Origin of the sequence: Citrobacter sp. Ce129 (assembly GCF_030334545.1) — a bacterium.
In the GTDB taxonomy this organism is placed as follows: Bacteria; Pseudomonadota; Gammaproteobacteria; order Enterobacterales; family Enterobacteriaceae; genus Citrobacter; species Citrobacter europaeus.
Genome location: NZ_JAOWDS010000073.1, coordinates 360,955 through 377,372 on the forward strand (window position 1 = coordinate 360,955; position 16,418 = coordinate 377,372).

16 protein-coding genes are annotated in these 16,418 nt (G+C 55.4%); 2 read left to right on the forward strand and 14 right to left on the reverse strand.

All coding sequences use genetic code 11. From position 1 onward, the window contains the following. Window positions 1-2 precede the first annotated feature (2 nt). The 9 genes from pmrD to OGV77_RS21360 all read right to left on the reverse strand — a co-directional run bounded on the left by pmrD (window position 3) and on the right by OGV77_RS21360 (window position 8,360). Entirely contained in the window at window positions 3-266 is a 264-nt protein-coding gene (gene pmrD / locus OGV77_RS21320) for a signal transduction protein PmrD (protein WP_043017037.1), read from the reverse strand. 95 nt (window positions 267-361) lie between these two features. Continuing rightward, window positions 362-1,786 carry an o-succinylbenzoate--CoA ligase gene (menE, locus tag OGV77_RS21325; protein ID WP_087051300.1) on the reverse strand — a complete coding sequence of 475 codons (1,425 nt, stop codon included), beginning with the start codon at window positions 1,784-1,786 and terminating at the stop codon, window positions 362-364. Continuing rightward, window positions 1,783-2,745 (reverse strand): o-succinylbenzoate synthase, encoded by a 963-nt coding sequence (gene menC / locus OGV77_RS21330; protein ID WP_087051299.1) that lies wholly within the window; start codon window positions 2,743-2,745, stop codon window positions 1,783-1,785. The genes menE and menC overlap by 4 nt, the downstream gene beginning before the upstream one ends. After that, a complete protein-coding gene (gene menB / locus OGV77_RS21335; protein ID WP_003027671.1) occupies window positions 2,745-3,602 on the reverse strand; it encodes a 1,4-dihydroxy-2-naphthoyl-CoA synthase in 858 nt (285 codons plus the stop codon). Before menB ends, menC begins: the two co-directional genes overlap by 1 nt. Window positions 3,603-3,616: 14 nt before the next feature. After that, on the reverse strand, window positions 3,617-4,375 hold the full coding sequence (menH, locus tag OGV77_RS21340; protein ID WP_087051298.1) for a 2-succinyl-6-hydroxy-2,4-cyclohexadiene-1-carboxylate synthase: 759 nt from the start codon (window positions 4,373-4,375) through the stop codon (window positions 3,617-3,619). Beyond that, window positions 4,372-6,042 carry a 2-succinyl-5-enolpyruvyl-6-hydroxy-3-cyclohexene-1-carboxylic-acid synthase gene (menD, locus tag OGV77_RS21345; RefSeq protein WP_087051297.1) on the reverse strand — a complete coding sequence of 557 codons (1,671 nt, stop codon included), beginning with the start codon at window positions 6,040-6,042 and terminating at the stop codon, window positions 4,372-4,374. Before menD ends, menH begins: the two co-directional genes overlap by 4 nt. 84 nt (window positions 6,043-6,126) lie before the next feature. After that, complete coding sequence (gene menF, locus OGV77_RS21350; protein ID WP_075145882.1) at window positions 6,127-7,425, reverse strand: isochorismate synthase MenF; 1,299 nt, start codon at window positions 7,423-7,425, stop codon at window positions 6,127-6,129. A gap of 104 nt (window positions 7,426-7,529) precedes the next feature. Next, a complete protein-coding gene (elaB, locus tag OGV77_RS21355) occupies window positions 7,530-7,835 on the reverse strand; it encodes a stress response protein ElaB (protein WP_003027683.1) in 306 nt (101 codons plus the stop codon). A gap of 63 nt (window positions 7,836-7,898) precedes the next feature. Further along, window positions 7,899-8,360 (reverse strand): GNAT family N-acetyltransferase, encoded by a 462-nt coding sequence (locus tag OGV77_RS21360; RefSeq protein WP_043017044.1) that lies wholly within the window; start codon window positions 8,358-8,360, stop codon window positions 7,899-7,901. 67 nt (window positions 8,361-8,427) lie between these two features. Here OGV77_RS21360 and rbn point away from each other — a divergent pair, with 67 nt between their 5' ends. Continuing rightward, window positions 8,428-9,345 carry a ribonuclease BN gene (gene rbn / locus OGV77_RS21365; RefSeq protein WP_043017045.1) on the forward strand — a complete coding sequence of 306 codons (918 nt, stop codon included), beginning with the start codon at window positions 8,428-8,430 and terminating at the stop codon, window positions 9,343-9,345. Window positions 9,346-9,409: 64 nt separating this feature from the next. After that, on the forward strand, window positions 9,410-10,414 hold the full coding sequence (locus OGV77_RS21370) for a chemotaxis protein (protein ID WP_043017046.1): 1,005 nt from the start codon (window positions 9,410-9,412) through the stop codon (window positions 10,412-10,414). Between the two features lie 58 nt (window positions 10,415-10,472). Here the strand turns inward: OGV77_RS21370 and nuoN are convergent, their stop codons facing one another. The 5 genes from nuoN to nuoJ form a co-directional block, all read right to left on the reverse strand. Next, the gene (nuoN, locus tag OGV77_RS21375; RefSeq protein ID WP_003027689.1) at window positions 10,473-11,930 is read right to left on the reverse strand and encodes an NADH-quinone oxidoreductase subunit NuoN; all 1,458 of its coding nucleotides are present in this window, start codon (window positions 11,928-11,930) and stop codon (window positions 10,473-10,475) included. Between the two features lie 6 nt (window positions 11,931-11,936). Next, a complete protein-coding gene (gene nuoM / locus OGV77_RS21380; protein ID WP_286502974.1) occupies window positions 11,937-13,466 on the reverse strand; it encodes an NADH-quinone oxidoreductase subunit M in 1,530 nt (509 codons plus the stop codon). Between the two features lie 250 nt (window positions 13,467-13,716). Then, complete coding sequence (gene nuoL / locus OGV77_RS21385) at window positions 13,717-15,558, reverse strand: NADH-quinone oxidoreductase subunit L (protein WP_043017047.1); 1,842 nt, start codon at window positions 15,556-15,558, stop codon at window positions 13,717-13,719. Then, window positions 15,555-15,857, reverse strand: coding sequence for an NADH-quinone oxidoreductase subunit NuoK (gene nuoK, locus OGV77_RS21390; RefSeq protein WP_006683663.1), 303 nt, complete (start codon window positions 15,855-15,857; stop codon window positions 15,555-15,557). The genes nuoL and nuoK overlap by 4 nt, the downstream gene beginning before the upstream one ends. Next, window positions 15,854-16,408: an NADH-quinone oxidoreductase subunit J gene (gene nuoJ / locus OGV77_RS21395; protein ID WP_043017048.1), complete on the reverse strand. Its 555-nt coding sequence runs from the start codon at window positions 16,406-16,408 to the stop codon at window positions 15,854-15,856. The genes nuoK and nuoJ overlap by 4 nt, the downstream gene beginning before the upstream one ends. Window positions 16,409-16,418: the final 10 nt, after the last annotated feature.

Below are 16,418 nucleotides of genomic sequence, written 5' to 3' on the forward strand. Positions count from 1 at the left end.
GACTATTTATCTTCGGACAGTCGTAACACGCGTTCCCATTCGTCGCAAATATACTGTCTGGCATCAATTATCTTAATCATCCGGGATAAATCGCGATTAATACAATACTGCGCGTCTTTTAAGGGAGAAAGGAGATCTCCGGGCTTAACCCGCTCAGAAGATTGCGCCTCGGCAAGCATCTTTAACGAACCGCCGCTATCACAAAGCACAACATAGAGCCTCCTTGCTTTTTTGTGACAGCAAGTCTTCTTCACATGCCATTCCATAGCGCACCTTTTGCTAATGAATTTCACACAAGGTTACACATTAGCAGATAAACAAAAGGACAATGGCTACGCAACGGCGAAAGTGAGAAATGTAATTACTGTTTTCTTAATGTTAACAATGAAGCAGTTACCCAATCCGACAGCGCGCGGCGAGAGATTTTAATCCCTCCAGCTTTGAGTTCGGGAGGCAACGTCAACCAACACACCGGTTGTTGAAAGCGAGCCAGCTTATCTTTAACCCACTCTGCCAGATTGGTTTCTCCAGCGTTGGCGTCATACTCAATGACCGCCACCGGGCGATGCCCAAACTCTTTGTCTTCTATCGGCACAATAAAGGCTTGCAGAACATGCGGATGCGCTGCAATTACGCGTTCCACCTCTTCCGGCTGAATGCCTTCCCCGCCGCTAAAGAACAGATTGTCCATACGACCGACAATGGTCAACTTGCCGTCCTTCAACACGCCGCGATCGCGGGTCGCAAACCAGCCTTCCGCGTTCACTAAAGGAATAAGCTTACCGTTACGCCAGTAACCTTGCGCCATGCTGGCGGCACGCAGCCAGACTTCATCATTAACGATTCTGACTTCTCTGCCTACCAGCGGGGAACCCACATCCGCCTGACCATCCGCCTCTTTCGCGCAGACCGTAGAAGCAAACTCCGTCAAACCGTAACCGCACCAGCAGCGAATCCCCTGCTCGCGCGCCTGTTCCGTTAATTCAACAGGAATTGCCGCACCGCCCAGCAGTACCGCTTTGAGCGTGACCGGCCTGTTGTTGACCAGCAAGCGCCACAACTGCGTAGGCACCAGCGAAGCGTGGGTGCACCCAGCCAACATGTGCTCAAGCGGCTGCTTGTCGCGCACGGTCATTCGCGCCCCGGCAAACAACCAGCGCCACAATATGCCCTGACCGGAAACATGAAACAGCGGCAGTGAGAGTAGCCAGTCATCTTCAGCGCCAAACGGCATTAACGACAGCACGCCCTGCGCGCTCGCCAGATGCGCCTGACAGGTATGCACCGCCGCCTTCGGCAATCCGGTAGAACCAGAGGTTAACGTCATCGTGCTCAAACGTTCGGGTAACCACGCGGCGGCATGCGTGCCTGGCACTACCTGCATCTGCAACGGACTGAGCCCTGAAAGTGCGTTAGCGGCTTCCAGATCGAGCGCAAAACGCAGCGTTAAGTCCGGGACCAGCGCATCTAGCAGCGGCTGGGGCAACTGTGGATTCACAGGTAAAACCCGCGCCCCACATTGCAGCAATGCCAGCCAGGCCAGCAAAGCCCGCGGATGGTTCCAGGCACGAAGCAGGACACCATCGCCTTCTTCCACGCCCTGAGCGGCAAAACCGCAGGCCAGATGGTCAACGCGCGTGCAGAGCTCGCTCCAGTTTAATACCTCATCGTTGAGGCGCAGGGCTGGCGCCTTCGCACGCACTTGTCGCCAGTGGCGCCACGGCCAGTCACCCGGTTGTATCAGGCCCGATAAGCTCACGCTATCGGGCATGTCCTGCTGGGTCATAGCAGACGTTCCAGCGCTTCAACGTCAATACACGGCAACGCGCTACCCGGCCAGGTGCGTACCTGCTGGCACTGCATCAGACTCAGGGTATCCAGACCTGGAATGGTCTGCGGCGTCAGCCAGGCGGCAATTCGCGCCAGCTGAGTTAAGCCCAGGCTCGACTCGATCGACGAGCTAATAACAGCGGTGAGACCAAGCGCATGCGCCGCTGCCACCTGTTCGCGTACTTTATCGAGACTGCCCGTCAGCGTAGGTTTGATAACCACAGCCTTGACGCCCTCTTCGGCTTCGAAGGTGAAATCCGCTTCACGCAGACTTTCATCCCAGGCGATGGCAATACCAGTTTCACGCGCAAACGCACGGGAGTCATCGCGGGTTTTGCACGGTTCTTCGAGGAAAGCGATGCGGCCGCGATACTCCGGATTAACGTATTTTGCAAACTGCTGGGCTTTCAACGGCGTCCAGGCTCGGTTGGCGTCAAGACGCAAATGCAGCTCTGGGATAGCCTCAAGCAGCAGGTTGGCTACCATACCGTCGCGAACCGCTTCATACAGTCCGACCTTGATCTTCGCCACTTTTTCACCTGGCATATCCGCCAGTTGCAGTACCAGATCGTCAGGATCGCCCGTACACAGCGGTGCAGCACGGTAATCTGCGTCCTGTGGCAATGCGCCGGCCAGTTCGGCCAACGCACAGCTTGCGCCAAAGGCGACCGAAGGCAGTTGCGGTAAAGAGGCATCGCCTTGCAGCCAGCCTTTGACCCAGACCAGCAGTTCGGTTTGCGCCTCTTCCCAGCTTTCCTGACTAAAGCCCGGCAGTGGGGAGATCTCTCCCCACCCTTCGCGCTCGCCGTCACGAAGACAAACGTACAGCCCGTCACGCGTTTTTAACCGCCTGTCGCGCAGAATCACCCCCGCGTCCATGGGGATCTGCCAGCGGTATACCTGCGCGCTACGCATTACGGATTCCGTTTGAATTTGCTGAAATCAGGCTGACGTTTCTGGTTAAAGGCGTTACGACCTTCCTGACCTTCTTCCGTCATGTAGAACAGCATAGTGGCGTTACCCGCCAGCTCCTGCAGACCAGCCTGACCATCGCAGTCAGCGTTCAGCGCGGCTTTCAGGCAGCGCAGCGCCATTGGGCTGTTTTGCAGCATTTCGCGACACCAGCGTACGGTCTCTTTTTCCAGATCGGCCAGCGGAACCACGGTGTTTACCAGGCCCATATCCAGCGCTTGTTTTGCATCGTACTGACGGCACAGGAACCAGATTTCACGCGCTTTTTTCTGACCGACGATGCGCGCCATGTAGGAAGCGCCCCAACCGCCGTCGAAAGAACCGACTTTCGGACCGGTCTGACCAAAGATGGCGTTTTCAGCCGCAATGGTCAGGTCGCACATCATATGCAGCACATGCCCGCCGCCGATGGAAAAACCGGCAACCATCGCCACTACCGGTTTCGGACAGGTACGAATCTGACGCTGGAAGTCCAGTACGTTCAGGTGATGCACACCGGAATCATCCTGGTATCCGCCGTAGTCGCCACGCACTTTCTGATCACCACCTGCGCAAAACGCTTTGTCGCCCGCACCAGTCAGAATAATCACGCCGATGTTGTCATCATAGCGGGCGTCCGCCAGCGCCTGGATCATCTCTTTCACGGTAACCGGACGGAAGGCATTGCGTACCTGCGGACGATTAATGGTGATTTTTGCGATACCGTCGGTGGATTTCTCATAAAGAATATCGGTGTAGCCTTCAGAGCAATCGTGCCATTCTACCGGTGCGTAAAGCATTGTTTCATCAGGATAGATCATAAAATGTCCTATAGTCAGCGACGCAGAATCTGAGCCAGACAGTCCACCACGCCAGCGGGATTATCCCGATGCGCGTTGTGTCCGGCATTACGAATCACATGGTTTGGTACTGATATTTCCGCCGCTAAAGCGCGGAATTTATCGTCACGTTCACCACATAAATAATAAAACGGAAATGTGCGCGTATGGAGTTGCGCACGTAAATCAGGTTGTACGGCAAGCGAGGTTGCCTCAAGCATTGCCGCCAGCGTATGCCCATTATTCTGGCTACGCAGAGCGACCAGCGCCTCTCTTTGCGCCGCATTCAGCGAGAAAAAAACTGGTTGTTGGTACCAGTCATTAAACACCTCGCGCAGCGGCTCAGCGCGAAAACGCGCGGCCCAGCGACCGTCCGAGAGACGACGCTGCACACGCGCCTCCTCGCTTTGCAAGCCAGGATGTCCACCTTCAACCACCAGACCACACAGTCCCGGCATCTCCTGACAGGCTGCCATCATCGCGACTCTGCCGCCAAGAGAGTATCCTACCAGCCAGTAGTTAAGTATGTTGTAACTAAGAAGAGTATTATGCAGCAAAGCGTTTACGTCATCGAATCCGCTCACGCTAATGTCAGCGGACCCGCCGTGTCCTGGCAGGTCGATGTACAGCCGCGAATAATTCTGAAACGCTTCGCCAACCGTCTGCCATTCGCGATAATCGCCGGAAAAACCGTGCAGGAAAACCAGCCAGGGAAATCCTGGCTGGCCCTCGTTTGCCTGCGCGTGCAGGATCATAGATGGCTTACCTGCGCCAGCAGTTGCTGCAGGGTTTGCGCCCCGTCAGTTTCATTTACCACCAGCTCAATCACCGTTGCCGCCGGAGTACGCCAGGCGTTATTCAACGCGCTCTCCAGTTGCTCCCAGTTTTCCGGACGCTGGTATTTAAGGTCAAACATGGCGGCAGCATGCTCAAAATGCACGTTCTGCGGCATCAGGTAGAACCGTTCGCGTTCGCTTGCCGGCGTCGGCAGCAGGGAGAAGATCTGCCCGCCGTTATTGTTGACCACTATCAGGACAAACGGCGCGGATACCTGGCGCAATAACGCCAGGGCATTGAGGTCATACAACGCAGATAAATCGCCGACGATAGCCAGCGTCGATTTTGCGCTGGCGCGCTGTACGCCTGCAGCCGTTGACAACAGACCGTCGATACCGCTCGCGCCGCGGTTGCTATAGACCGGGAAACCCGCCGGAAGCTGTGACAGCGCATCAATCAGACGCACCACCAGGCTGTTGCCCACGAACAGTTGTCCCTGCTCCGGCAGGTATTCGCGGATACGGTGGGCTAATTGCGCTTCACCAAACGCGTCGCGGCGGGCTTCTACCGCCTGCCAGGCCAGCTGCGCCAGGCGTGGGATTTCTACGCACCAGGGCTGACGTTTCTCCGCCGGATGCAACTCCAGCCAGTCGCCAACCTTTGCTACCAACCTGCGCCCACGATGATGAGCCGGATCGAGGCGGCCTTCGAGATTATCGACAATCCAGTATTCCTGCGGATCACAGCTGGCCTGCCATTGCAGGAGTCGTTTTCCAGTCAGGCTACTGCCAAGCTGCACCACAATCTGCGCCTGCTGTAATTCAGTTACCGCTTTCGCATTCCCGAGCCACAGGTCGGCGCACGGCAACGGCTGTCCGGTTTGCGACAGAACATCGCCAATCAACGGCCAGCCTAGAATCTGCGCCCATTGCGCAACCTTCTTGCCCTCTTCGGCACTCATGCGACCTGCAATCACGACGCCGCGTTTTTGTCGCCAGAAAAACCAGTCACGCTGTTTGTCGCTTTCCAGCCGACGCGCTTCACGCAGCCAGGGTTTATCGTCCTGCCACCAGTCGCCAAGGCGCTGCTGCCAGGCAATCCCCGTTTCGTCCATATCGCCATACAGCGGTTCCGCAAACGGACAATTAATATGAACCGCCCCGCTATGCAGCGCAGCTAAGGCGTTATCAATGGTGGACACCAGCCAGCTCGCCGGGATGTCCTGGGTCGGGCGCGGTAAGGAGAGCGTTTGCGATGGATGCGAGGCAAACATTCCGGCCTGACGAATCGCCTGGTTAGCGCCGCAGTCGATAAGTTCAGGCGGTCGGTCAGCGGTAAGTAAAATCAGTTTTTCACCGGTCAGGCCCGCTTCGATCAACGCGGGATACAAATTCGCCACCGCCGTACCGGACGTCACAATCACGGCGACAGGCTGCCGGCTGACTTTTGCCAGACCTAAAGCCAGATGCCCAAGACCGCGCTCATCAAAATGAGTATGGTGGATAAAAGCCGGGTTTTCCGCTGCCGCCAGCGTCAACGGTGTAGAACGAGAGCCAGGGGCAATGCAGACATGCCTGACGCCGTGGCGAGTGAGTGCTTCCAGAATGACCGCCGCCCAGCGTCGGTTAAATGCGCTTACTGACATGAGATTGTCCGGTATCAATATTGCGACACAGTATAAAGAATCGAATAAATGGATTTTTGATATGAGTCGGTAATATACAACTCATTACCCTTCCATCTGTAATAAAGTGCGCAGTCCTGCCGCTTTATTGTCTATTTCTTGCCATTCCTGCTCAGGATCTGAACCGCGAACGATCCCTGCCCCGGCATACAGGCGCACCACGTTTGCGCTAATTTTCGCCGAACGTAATGACACGCAAAACTCGCTTTGGCGCAGAGAAAGGTAACCCGCAGAACCGGCATACCATTCGCGTTCAAAGGGTTCATTATGTTGGATAAATTCACGCGCCAGCTCACGCGGAATACCTGCCACTGCCGCCGTAGGCTGAAGCTGCATCAGGCAAAGCGTATCGTCGGCCTGATTCAGTTCCGTCCAGATACAGCGACGCAGGTGCTGCACTTTACGCAGTCTGAGCACCTGCGGCGGCAGCACGTCAAGCGTTTGCGTACAGCCCTGCAAACGCTGGCAAATATCTTCGACCACCAGCATATTCTCGCGCTGGTTTTTATCATCTTTCATTAGCCATTCACCCAACTGCCATGCCCGATGATCCTCAGGATGATTAGCAACGGTTCCGGCCAGCGCCTCGGTGCGCAGCGCCGTGTCACGTCGTCGATACAGACGTTCAGGGGAAGAGCCAAGAAACGCGCACTCTGCAGAGAATGCCATAAAGAAATGGTAGCAGTTCAGGTTCAAGCGACGGCTGGAGGCCATCACGGCCGCGGCATTAACCGACTGAGAAAACTGTAAGTCGGTCGCCCGCGCCAGCACCACCTTCTCAAGCGCTTCCGCATTGATTGTTTGCGTGGCGAGTTTTATCAGATCTGTCCAGCCTGCTTTATCCGGCCAGTTCTGTTCTCCCGTCAAATGCAGGCGCAATGCGGGTAGCGGCTTTACGTTGGCGAGCGATGAAATTAACGCCATCGCCTGCGCGGCGTCTTCACGCAGCGACACGTCGCTATAGAGATGTAAGCGTAAGCTCGCCGCCCCGGCGCAACGTCGCCATTCCAGCCGTGGCAATAACAAATTACCGCGCTGGGGCTCAAAGGCATTCAGGCCCCAGATACGCAGGTCGGGATGATTATCATGCTGGCGTAAAAAGTGCTGAGCTGATTCCAGCGAGGAAAATGCGGCGACAGCGCCCAGAACGGCGGCTTCTTCGTCGCCGTTACGCTGCTGCCAGTAAAACTGGGGCCAGACGGGTTGACTGGCCAGCCATCCTAAAGCATCAAACGCATCATTCAGTGGGAAAGGTATATCGTAAATACGAATTCCAGGTGCTGCCGGTATCTCTTGCGACAAATGACGCATCAGACTTTCCAGCGCAGTAGTGATTGAATGCACGCGGACCTCTCCCTGTTAAAAACCTCACATTATACGGGGTACTGAGCAGAAAAAGCAGTACCCCCAGTTAGGGAGTACGTACAAATGCGCTGACGGAATGGAATTTATCGCCGTGCTAACAATAATCCCATCACTAAACCGACCGTGGCACCAACGCCAATTCCGCGCCAGGGTTTTTCATGCACATAGTCATCGGCCCGGCAAACAGCTTTTTTCGCGCGGTAATAGTAGCTGTCAGAGGCGTGGCTGACGCGATTTCTCACCTCTTCTAACGCCCGCTCTGCCCGCGCTTTTAACTCAAGGTATTTTTGATCGGCTGGATCGCCGGAAGAACGCAGCACCTCCTCCAGCGTTTCACTCAACAATTCCAGATCATCATCGATGCGTGATTCATAAGAATGAAAAGACATTTTATTCTCCCTTTCTATTGACGTACCCGCTAACTATAGACAATCAGGCGTGTTTGCGCCTGTTTATGCCTGATGCGCTTCTCGCGCCATGCCGATGTGCGGAATACCGTCTTCGTCATAGATATCCGTGACCGGAACAAAACCAAAGCGCGCATAGAACGATTGCAGATGGGCCTGCGCCCCCAGATACAGCGCCTTATGCGGCCAGTGCTGGGTACAGGATGCCAGCGTTTGGGTCATCAGTTGCTGCCCCAGTTTTTCACCACGCAGCGCTTCGCTTACAATCACCCGGCCAATGACCACCGGCTCCAGCTCGTCATCGCTTTTCAGAATCCTCGCATACGCCACCAGCTCATCGTTATGCCAGCCCAGAATGTGCCGGTTTTCCCCAACCAGGTCATCACCATCCACATCCTGATACGGACACTGTTGTTCAACAACAAACACCGCACAGCGAAGCTGAAGAATGGCGTACAGCTGCTGGGTATTGAGCTTTGCATGGTGGAGATCTTGCCAGTGGATCATTGTCTGCCCCTTTGTTGTGATAACCTGAACACCCTGCCTTGTTGATGGCGAAAAGTGTAACGCGAAGATGGAATTACTATTTTTAGGCACGTCTGCGGGTGTCCCCACGCGCTCCCGCAATGTAACGGCAATTTTACTGAATCTGCAACACCCGACTCAGGCGGGGCTGTGGCTTTTTGATTGTGGTGAAGGAACGCAGCATCAGTTGCTGACCACGCCGTTTAACCCAGGAAAACTCGATCGTATTTTTATCAGTCATCTGCACGGCGATCACCTGTTTGGTTTACCGGGGCTGCTGTGCAGTCGTTCGATGGCCGGCAATGTCCAGCCGCTGACGCTATACGGCCCGAAGGGGTTGCGAGAGTTTACCGAAACCGCTTTGCGCTTAAGCGGCTCGTGGACCGATTATCCGCTGGATATTGTAGAAATCACTGCAGGTGAGATTGTCGATGACGGCCTGCGTAAAGTAACGGCGTACCCGCTGGCGCACCCGCTGGAGTGCTACGGTTTTCGTATTGAAGAGCACGACAAGCCAGGGGCGCTCGACGCCAGCGCCCTAAAGGCCGCAGGCGTTAAATCGGGCCCGTGGTTTCAGGATTTGAAAGCCGGGAAAACCATCGTACTGGAAGATGGTCGCGCGATTAACGGCGCCGAATTTCTCGCTCCGGCCACCAGGGGAAAATCTGTGGCTATTTTCGGCGACACAGGCCCCTGCGCGTCCGCCATTGAACTGGCACGAGGTGTGGATGTAATGGTGCATGAAACCACGCTGGACTCCTCAATGGAGGAAAAAGCCAACAGCCGCGGGCACAGCTCGACCCGACAAGCCGCAAAGCTGGCGCTTGAGGCCGGAGTGGGACGCCTGATCATGACCCACGTTAGCTCACGCTACGATGAAAAAGGCTGTCAGCGGTTACTCGAAGAGTGCAAAGCAATATTTCCAGACACGGAACTGGCTCACGATTTCGCCATTTTCACCGTTTAATGCTCCATTTTTCCGCCTCAGTGCCGATAACAGTGGAAAGGCTGGCTTTCACACTGAGGACAGGATGAACAATTTCCAGAAAGATATTGATGACAGGACAAACCTAACCCTGTCTAACCGTTTTGAACTGCTGCTGTTTCGCCTTGGCAAATCTGTTGAGGAGCAGAAATCAGAGCTGTTTGGCATCAACGTATTCAAGCTGCGTGAAATCGTACCGATGCCGACCTTTACGCGTCCGGCAGGTATGAAGGCCCCGCTGCTGGGTATGGTTAACATTCGCGATCAGGTGATCCCTGTGATTGACCTGCCCGCCGTCGCGGGCTGTAAGCCAGAGACCGGGCTTAACATCCTGTTGATCACGGAGTATGCCCGCAGCGTCCAGGCATTTGCGGTGGAATCAGTGGAAAACATTATGCGTCTGGACTGGCAACAGGTGCATACCGCTGAGAAAGCCGTCAATGGTCGCTATATTACCAGTATCGCCTGTCTGGACGATAACAAAGAGACCAATAACCTGGCGCTGGTGCTCGACGTCGAACAGATTCTGTACGACATTGTACCGTCGAACCATGACCTGCGCGCAACGAACCTGAAAACCAATAAATTCAACATTACGCCGGGTGCGGTGGCGATTGTGGCAGATGATTCCAAAGTGGCCCGCGCGATGCTGGAAAAAGGGCTTACCGCCATGGAGATCCCGCACCTGATGCATGTGACGGGCCAGGATGCGTGGGAGAAGATCCAGCAGTTATCTGAGGAAGCTGAAGCGGAAGGTAAGCCAATCAGCGAGAAAATAGCCCTGGTGCTCACCGATCTGGAAATGCCGGAGATGGACGGTTTTACGCTTACCCGTAAGATAAAAACCGACGAACGCCTGAAGAAAATCCCGGTCGTTATCCACTCTTCACTTTCCGGTAGCGCCAACGAAGATCACGTTCGCCGAGTAAAAGCGGATGGCTACGTGGCCAAATTCGAAGTCAATGAGCTTTCTTCGGTGATCCAGGAAGTGATGGATCGCACAGCGAAAGGCATCAGCGGTCCGCTGGTGAGCAGGCAGCTATTGAACTGACCGTATTGCACGTATAAAAAAACCCGCCTTGGCGGGTTTTTTCGTTTCTGCATTTCGATTACATCAGCGGAGTCGCTAACTGCACAATGCTGATCAGCGGTTGCGGGTAGATACCCAGCACCAGTACCAGCAGAGCTGAAATCAGCACCACGATACCGCCCGCGCTGTACTGCCAGTTGGACGGCGCATCGCGGTTCAACTGCTGCGGTGCGCTCAGGTACAAGCTTACGGCAACGCGCAGGTAGTAGTACAAACCAATCGCAGAACCTACCACCACAGCGGCAACCAGCCACCACAGGTTAGCCTGCACACCGACAGCCAGTACGTAGAACTTACCGATAAAGCCCAGCGTCATCGGAATACCCGCCAGAGACAGCATCATCACCGTCATCACCGCCGCGAGGATCGGACGATGCCAGAACAGACCACGGTAGGAGAACAGAGAGTCTGCATCCGGACCGCGGTACGGGCTGGACATCAGGCTGACCACACCGAACGCGCCGAGGCTGCTGAACAGGTAACCGGCCAGATAAACGCCAACCGCTTCCATCGACATTTCGCCGCTCTGCAGGGCAATCAGCGCCACCAGCAGGTAACCGAGGTGAGAGATAGAAGAGTAACCAAGCAGACGCTTGATGTTGGTCTGGCTCAGCGCCATCAGGTTACCAAAGATGATGGAAGCAAAGGCGATCACGCCCAGCACGATACGTACCGCTTCGCTATCACCTACCGGTGCGTACAGGAACAGACGCATCACCACGCCGAAGATAGCGATTTTGCTCGCCGTCGCCAGGAAGGTGGAAACCGGAGCCGGAGCGCCCTGGTATACGTCTGGCGTCCACAGGTGGAATGGAACCAGCGAGAGTTTAAAGCCGAGGCCAACAATCATCAGACCGAAGCCCGCCAGCAGCAGCGGTTCGTGCAGCATGCCATCGCCAAGGCTCTTACCGAGCGCGACAAATGACAGGTTGCCAGACTGCGCGTACACCAGCGCCATACCGAACAGCAGGAAAGAAGACGCTGCGGCAGACAGAATGGTGTATTTGATACTGGCTTCAAGCGAACGTTTCTGACGGAACGCATAGCCAACCAGACCAAACAGCGGCAGAGAGATAAGCTCAATACCAAGGAACAGCGCCGCCAGATGGTTAGCGTTAGCCAGCAGAATACCGCCGAGCGCGGCAATCAGCACCAGCAGATAGAACTCTTCCCGGTTGTCGTCGTAGCCTTCCAGCCACGGGTAAGCGAAGGTACAGGTGGCAAGACTCGCCAGCAGCACCAGCCCGGTGTAGAGCATAGCGAAACCGTCAACCCGCATCAGCGGGGTGACGTCCATGGCGCCCGCCTGGCCAACAAACCAGAGCGAAACCAACGCGGCGTTAAGCCCAATGACCGACAGCGTGGCATTGAGGAAGTGATTGCGTCGCCACGCAATGGAGAGCATCACAACCACCACCGTCAAGCCGACGATCAGCAGCGGTAGCAGCGCAATCAGGTGTTGTGGAGTTATTGTCATGGCGATTTACGGCCTTGTAGTAGTAACGGAATTAACAAACCACTGCTGGATGTTGCTCATCGCAGAATGCGAGGTATCCAGAATCGGCTGCGGATAGAAGCCAAGCAGTACCAGAAGCACAACCAGCAACAGGATGATAAACAGCTCACGCAGCGACATCCCTGGCAGTTCAACACTGGCAATCTGGCTCTTCGCCTTACCAAAGTAAGCGCGATGCAGCATCGCCAGCGAGTAAACAGAGGCAAACACCAGACCAAAGGTCGAGATCACGGTAATGACCGGAACCACCTGGTAGCTGCCGAACAGAATCATAAATTCGCCAACGAAGTTACCTGTACCCGGCATACCCAGCGTACACACTGCGAAGAACATTGACAGCGCAGGCAACCATTTCATTTTGCCCCACAGGCCGCCCATCATACGCATATCACGCGTGTGCAGACGTTCGTACAGCTGACCACACAGGATGAACAGACCGGCTGCGGACAGACCGTGCGCGATCATCTGAATAACCGCACCCTGGTAAGCCAGCTGGCTGCCGGTGTAGATAGCAATCAGTACGAAGCCCATGTGCGATACGGAGGTGTAAGCAATCAGACGTTTGATATCGTACTGATTAAAGGCCATCCACGCGCCGTAGAAGATGCCGATTACGCCAAGCCACATTGCGATAGACGCAAACTCCGCCGACGCGTTCGGGAACAGCGGCAGGGAGAAGCGCAGCAGACCGTAGGCTGCGGTTTTCAGCAAAATCCCCGCCAGGTCAACGGAACCTGCGGTCGGTGCCTGAGAGTGCGCATCCGGCAACCAGCCGTGCAGCGGAACCACCGGCATTTTCACCGCGAAGGCGATGAAGAAGCCCAGCATCAGCAGGTATTCCACGCCGTGGGACATCGGGGTATTCAGCAGCTCTTCATAGTTGAAGGTCCACACGCCGGTCGCTTTGTAGTGCACAAACACCAGCGCCAGGATGGCAATCAACATCACCAGACCACTGGCCTGGGTATAAATGAAGAACTTGGTTGCCGCCGTGATACGCGTTTTACCGTCAGAGGCTTTATGCCCCCAAAGTGCTATCAGGAAGTACATCGGCACCAGCATCATTTCCCAGAAGAAGAAGAACAGGAACATGTCGATGGCAAGGAATACGCCGATTACGCCGCCTAAGATCCACATCAGGTTCAGGTGGAAGAAGCCCTGGTATTTTTCGATTTCATTCCAGGAGCAAAGGACCGCCAGAACACCGAGCAGACCGGTCAGGACTACCATTAGCAGCGACAAGCCGTCGATGGCTAAATGGATAGAGATGCCAAAACGTGGGATCCACGGCAGGACAAACTCAGACTGCCACTGCGGAATACCCGCGGATTGCGTCAGTGAATAGCCGCCCTGCAACCACAGTTGCAGGCCTAGCGCCAGCGTCAGTCCCATGGTAATCAGCGCTATCCAACGCGGCACCTTCACGCCAAAGCGTTCGGTCTGCCAGCACAGGAAGCCACCGATGAAAGGGATTAATATCAACCAAGGTAATAACATGGTGATCTTTGTTCCTTGTTTAAGTCCCGTTCAGGCTATCTCACTCGTCATAGCGAACCCCGGCTGTGCTCGCAACCCTTACGTACTTCAGTACGCTCCGGTTGCTGTGCGCAGGCGGTGTCCACTCTGACTTCGCCGATAACGCCTGTCCTTTTGGACCTGATTTTCAACGAATTTTAAAAATTCTCTTTGGGTTTGTAGGCCGGATAAGCGAAGCGCCATCCGGCAATCGTTCATCCAGCCAACAAACTCAACGCAGTACCATCAACAGTGCCAGCACAACGACAGCGCCGATGCTCATTGAGGCCACATACCAGCGCAGATAACCGTTCTCGCTTAACAGCAGGCCTTTACCTGCAAAGCGGGAAAGGATGGCCGGAATGTTCATCATTGAGTTAAGCGGATCGCGTTTCAGCAACCAGGCAACGCCCAGGAACGGCTTGACGAACACTTTGTCGTACAGCCAGTCGAAGCCCCAGGCGTTATACCACCAGGTCCCCAGCAGACGACCTGGCGCACTGTTGGCAATCGATGTCACCAGCGTGCGTTTGCCCAGCCACAGCCATGCTGCGATCAGGATGCCCGCAATCGCTACGATACCGGAGGTAATTTCCAGCGTCATGACGCGACCATGTTCAAGCTCGGTCGTCGCAGGCAGTACCCCCTGCAGCGGTGGCACAATCAGCGCGCCAACGAAGGTGGACAGGATCATCAGCACAATCAGCGGCAGATGATGGGTAATCCCCTTCCCTGCGTGAGCGTGAATTTGTTCTTTACCGTGGAACACGATGAAAATCATACGGAAGGTATACAGAGAGGTCATGAACGCACCGACCAGACCTGCAACCATCAGATTGATATGACCGTTCGCCATAGCACCGGCCAGAATCTCATCCTTACTGAAGAAGCCTGCGGTAATCAGCGGCAGAGCCGACAGCGCCGCGCCACCAATCAGGAAGCAGAGATACACCAGCGGAATAGACTTACGCAGGCCGCCCATCTTGAAGATGTTCTGTTCGTGGTGACAAGCCAGGATAACCGAGCCGGATGCCAGGAACAGCAGCGCTTTAAAGAAGGCGTGCGTCATCAGGTGGAAAATCGCCGCATCCCACGCCTGAACACCCAGCGCCAGGAACATATAACCAATCTGGCTCATGGTGGAGTACGCAAGAACGCGCTTAATGTCGGTCTGTACCAGCGCGGCGAAACCCGCCAGCACAAGCGTGATAGCACCGATAATACCCACCAGATGCAGAATTTCCGGGGTCATCAGGAACAGGCCGTGCGTACGTGCAATCAGGTAGACACCGGCGGTAACCATCGTTGCGGCGTGGATCAGCGCGGAGACAGGCGTCGGGCCGGCCATCGCGTCAGCAAGCCAGGTCTGCAACGGCAACTGCGCGGATTTACCCACCGCACCGCCCAGCAGCATCAGGGTTGCCCACATCAGCATGTTGTTACCCGCTTCGAAGTGCGCAGGCGCCAGTTCGACCATTTCGCGGAAATTCAGCGTGCCCAGCTCGTTATAGAGGATGAACAGCGCGAAGGCGAGGAACACGTCACCGACACGGGTTACCACGAAGGCTTTCATTGCCGCAGCGCCATTCTTCGGATCGGTGTAATAGAAACCGATCAGCAGATAGGAGCACAGGCCCACGCCTTCCCAGCCGAGGTACATCAGCAGCAGGTTGTCCGCCAGTACCAGAACTACCATGCTGGCGATAAACAGGTTGGTGTAGGCGAAGAAACGAGAGTATCCCTCTTCACCGCGCATATACCAGGAGGCGAACATGTGGATCAGGAAACCGACGCCGGTCACCACGCTGAGCATGGTCAGCGACAGGCCGTCCAGCACCAGGTTAAAACCGATGTTGAAGTCACCAACGGACATCCACGTCCACAGCGGCTGGCTGTAGGCCTGTTGGCCATTGGCAAAGAAGTCAACGCCAACAAACGCCGTCACCAGCGCCGCCAGGCCAATCGACCCGACGCCCACGGTAGCGGACAGATTTTCTGACCAACGACCGCGAGAGAACGCCAGTAATACAAAGCCAATAAATGGCAGAATAATGGTTAAGGCAAGCATGTTCATCCACGCATCTCACTTACTGAATCGATGTTCAGGTTCTGGCGACGGCGATGAAGTTGCAGCAACAGCGCAAGTCCAATGCTCGCTTCCGCAGCCGCAAGGCTGATGGCGAGAATATACATCACCTGACCATCGGTCTGGCCCCAGTAGCTTCCGGCGACCACAAAGGCCAGCGCGGAGGCGTTAATCATGATTTCCAGCCCGATCAGCATAAACAGCAGATTGCGGCGGATAACCAGACCGGTTAAACCCAGTACGAATAAGACAGCCGCGAGGATCAGTCCATGTTGTAAGGGGATCATGCGTGCTCCTCCGTTTTTCTTTTCGCGCGGTCATCGGCGCGGTTGCTCAGCACTTCACCTGAACGCTCTTCGCGTCCAACGTGGAAGGCCACAACCAGACCCGCCAGCAGCAGCATCGAAGCCAGTTCGACCGCCAGTACATACGGACCAAACAGGGAAATACCGACTGCTTTCGCGCTGATTGGCGTACCGTCAATGCCCTGATCGTTAACGCCCAGAATGGCGTACACAATGACCACCAGCATGATGGCCGACAGAATCGCCGGACCAATCCACACCTGCGGTTTCAGCCACTGGCGTTCCTGTTCAATTTCAGAACCACCGAGGTTGAGCATCATTACCACGAACACGAACAGCACCATGATGGCGCCCGCGTAGACGATAATTTCCAGCGCACCGGCGAAGTAAGCGCCTAACGAGAAGAACACCCCGGAAATCGCCAACAGCGAAATAATCAGATACAGCAACGCGTGTACCGGATTGGTGTGGGTGATCACCCGCAAGGTTGCGAGAATGGCTATCAGGCCACAGATATAAAAAGCGAACTCCATTGCCCCTCTC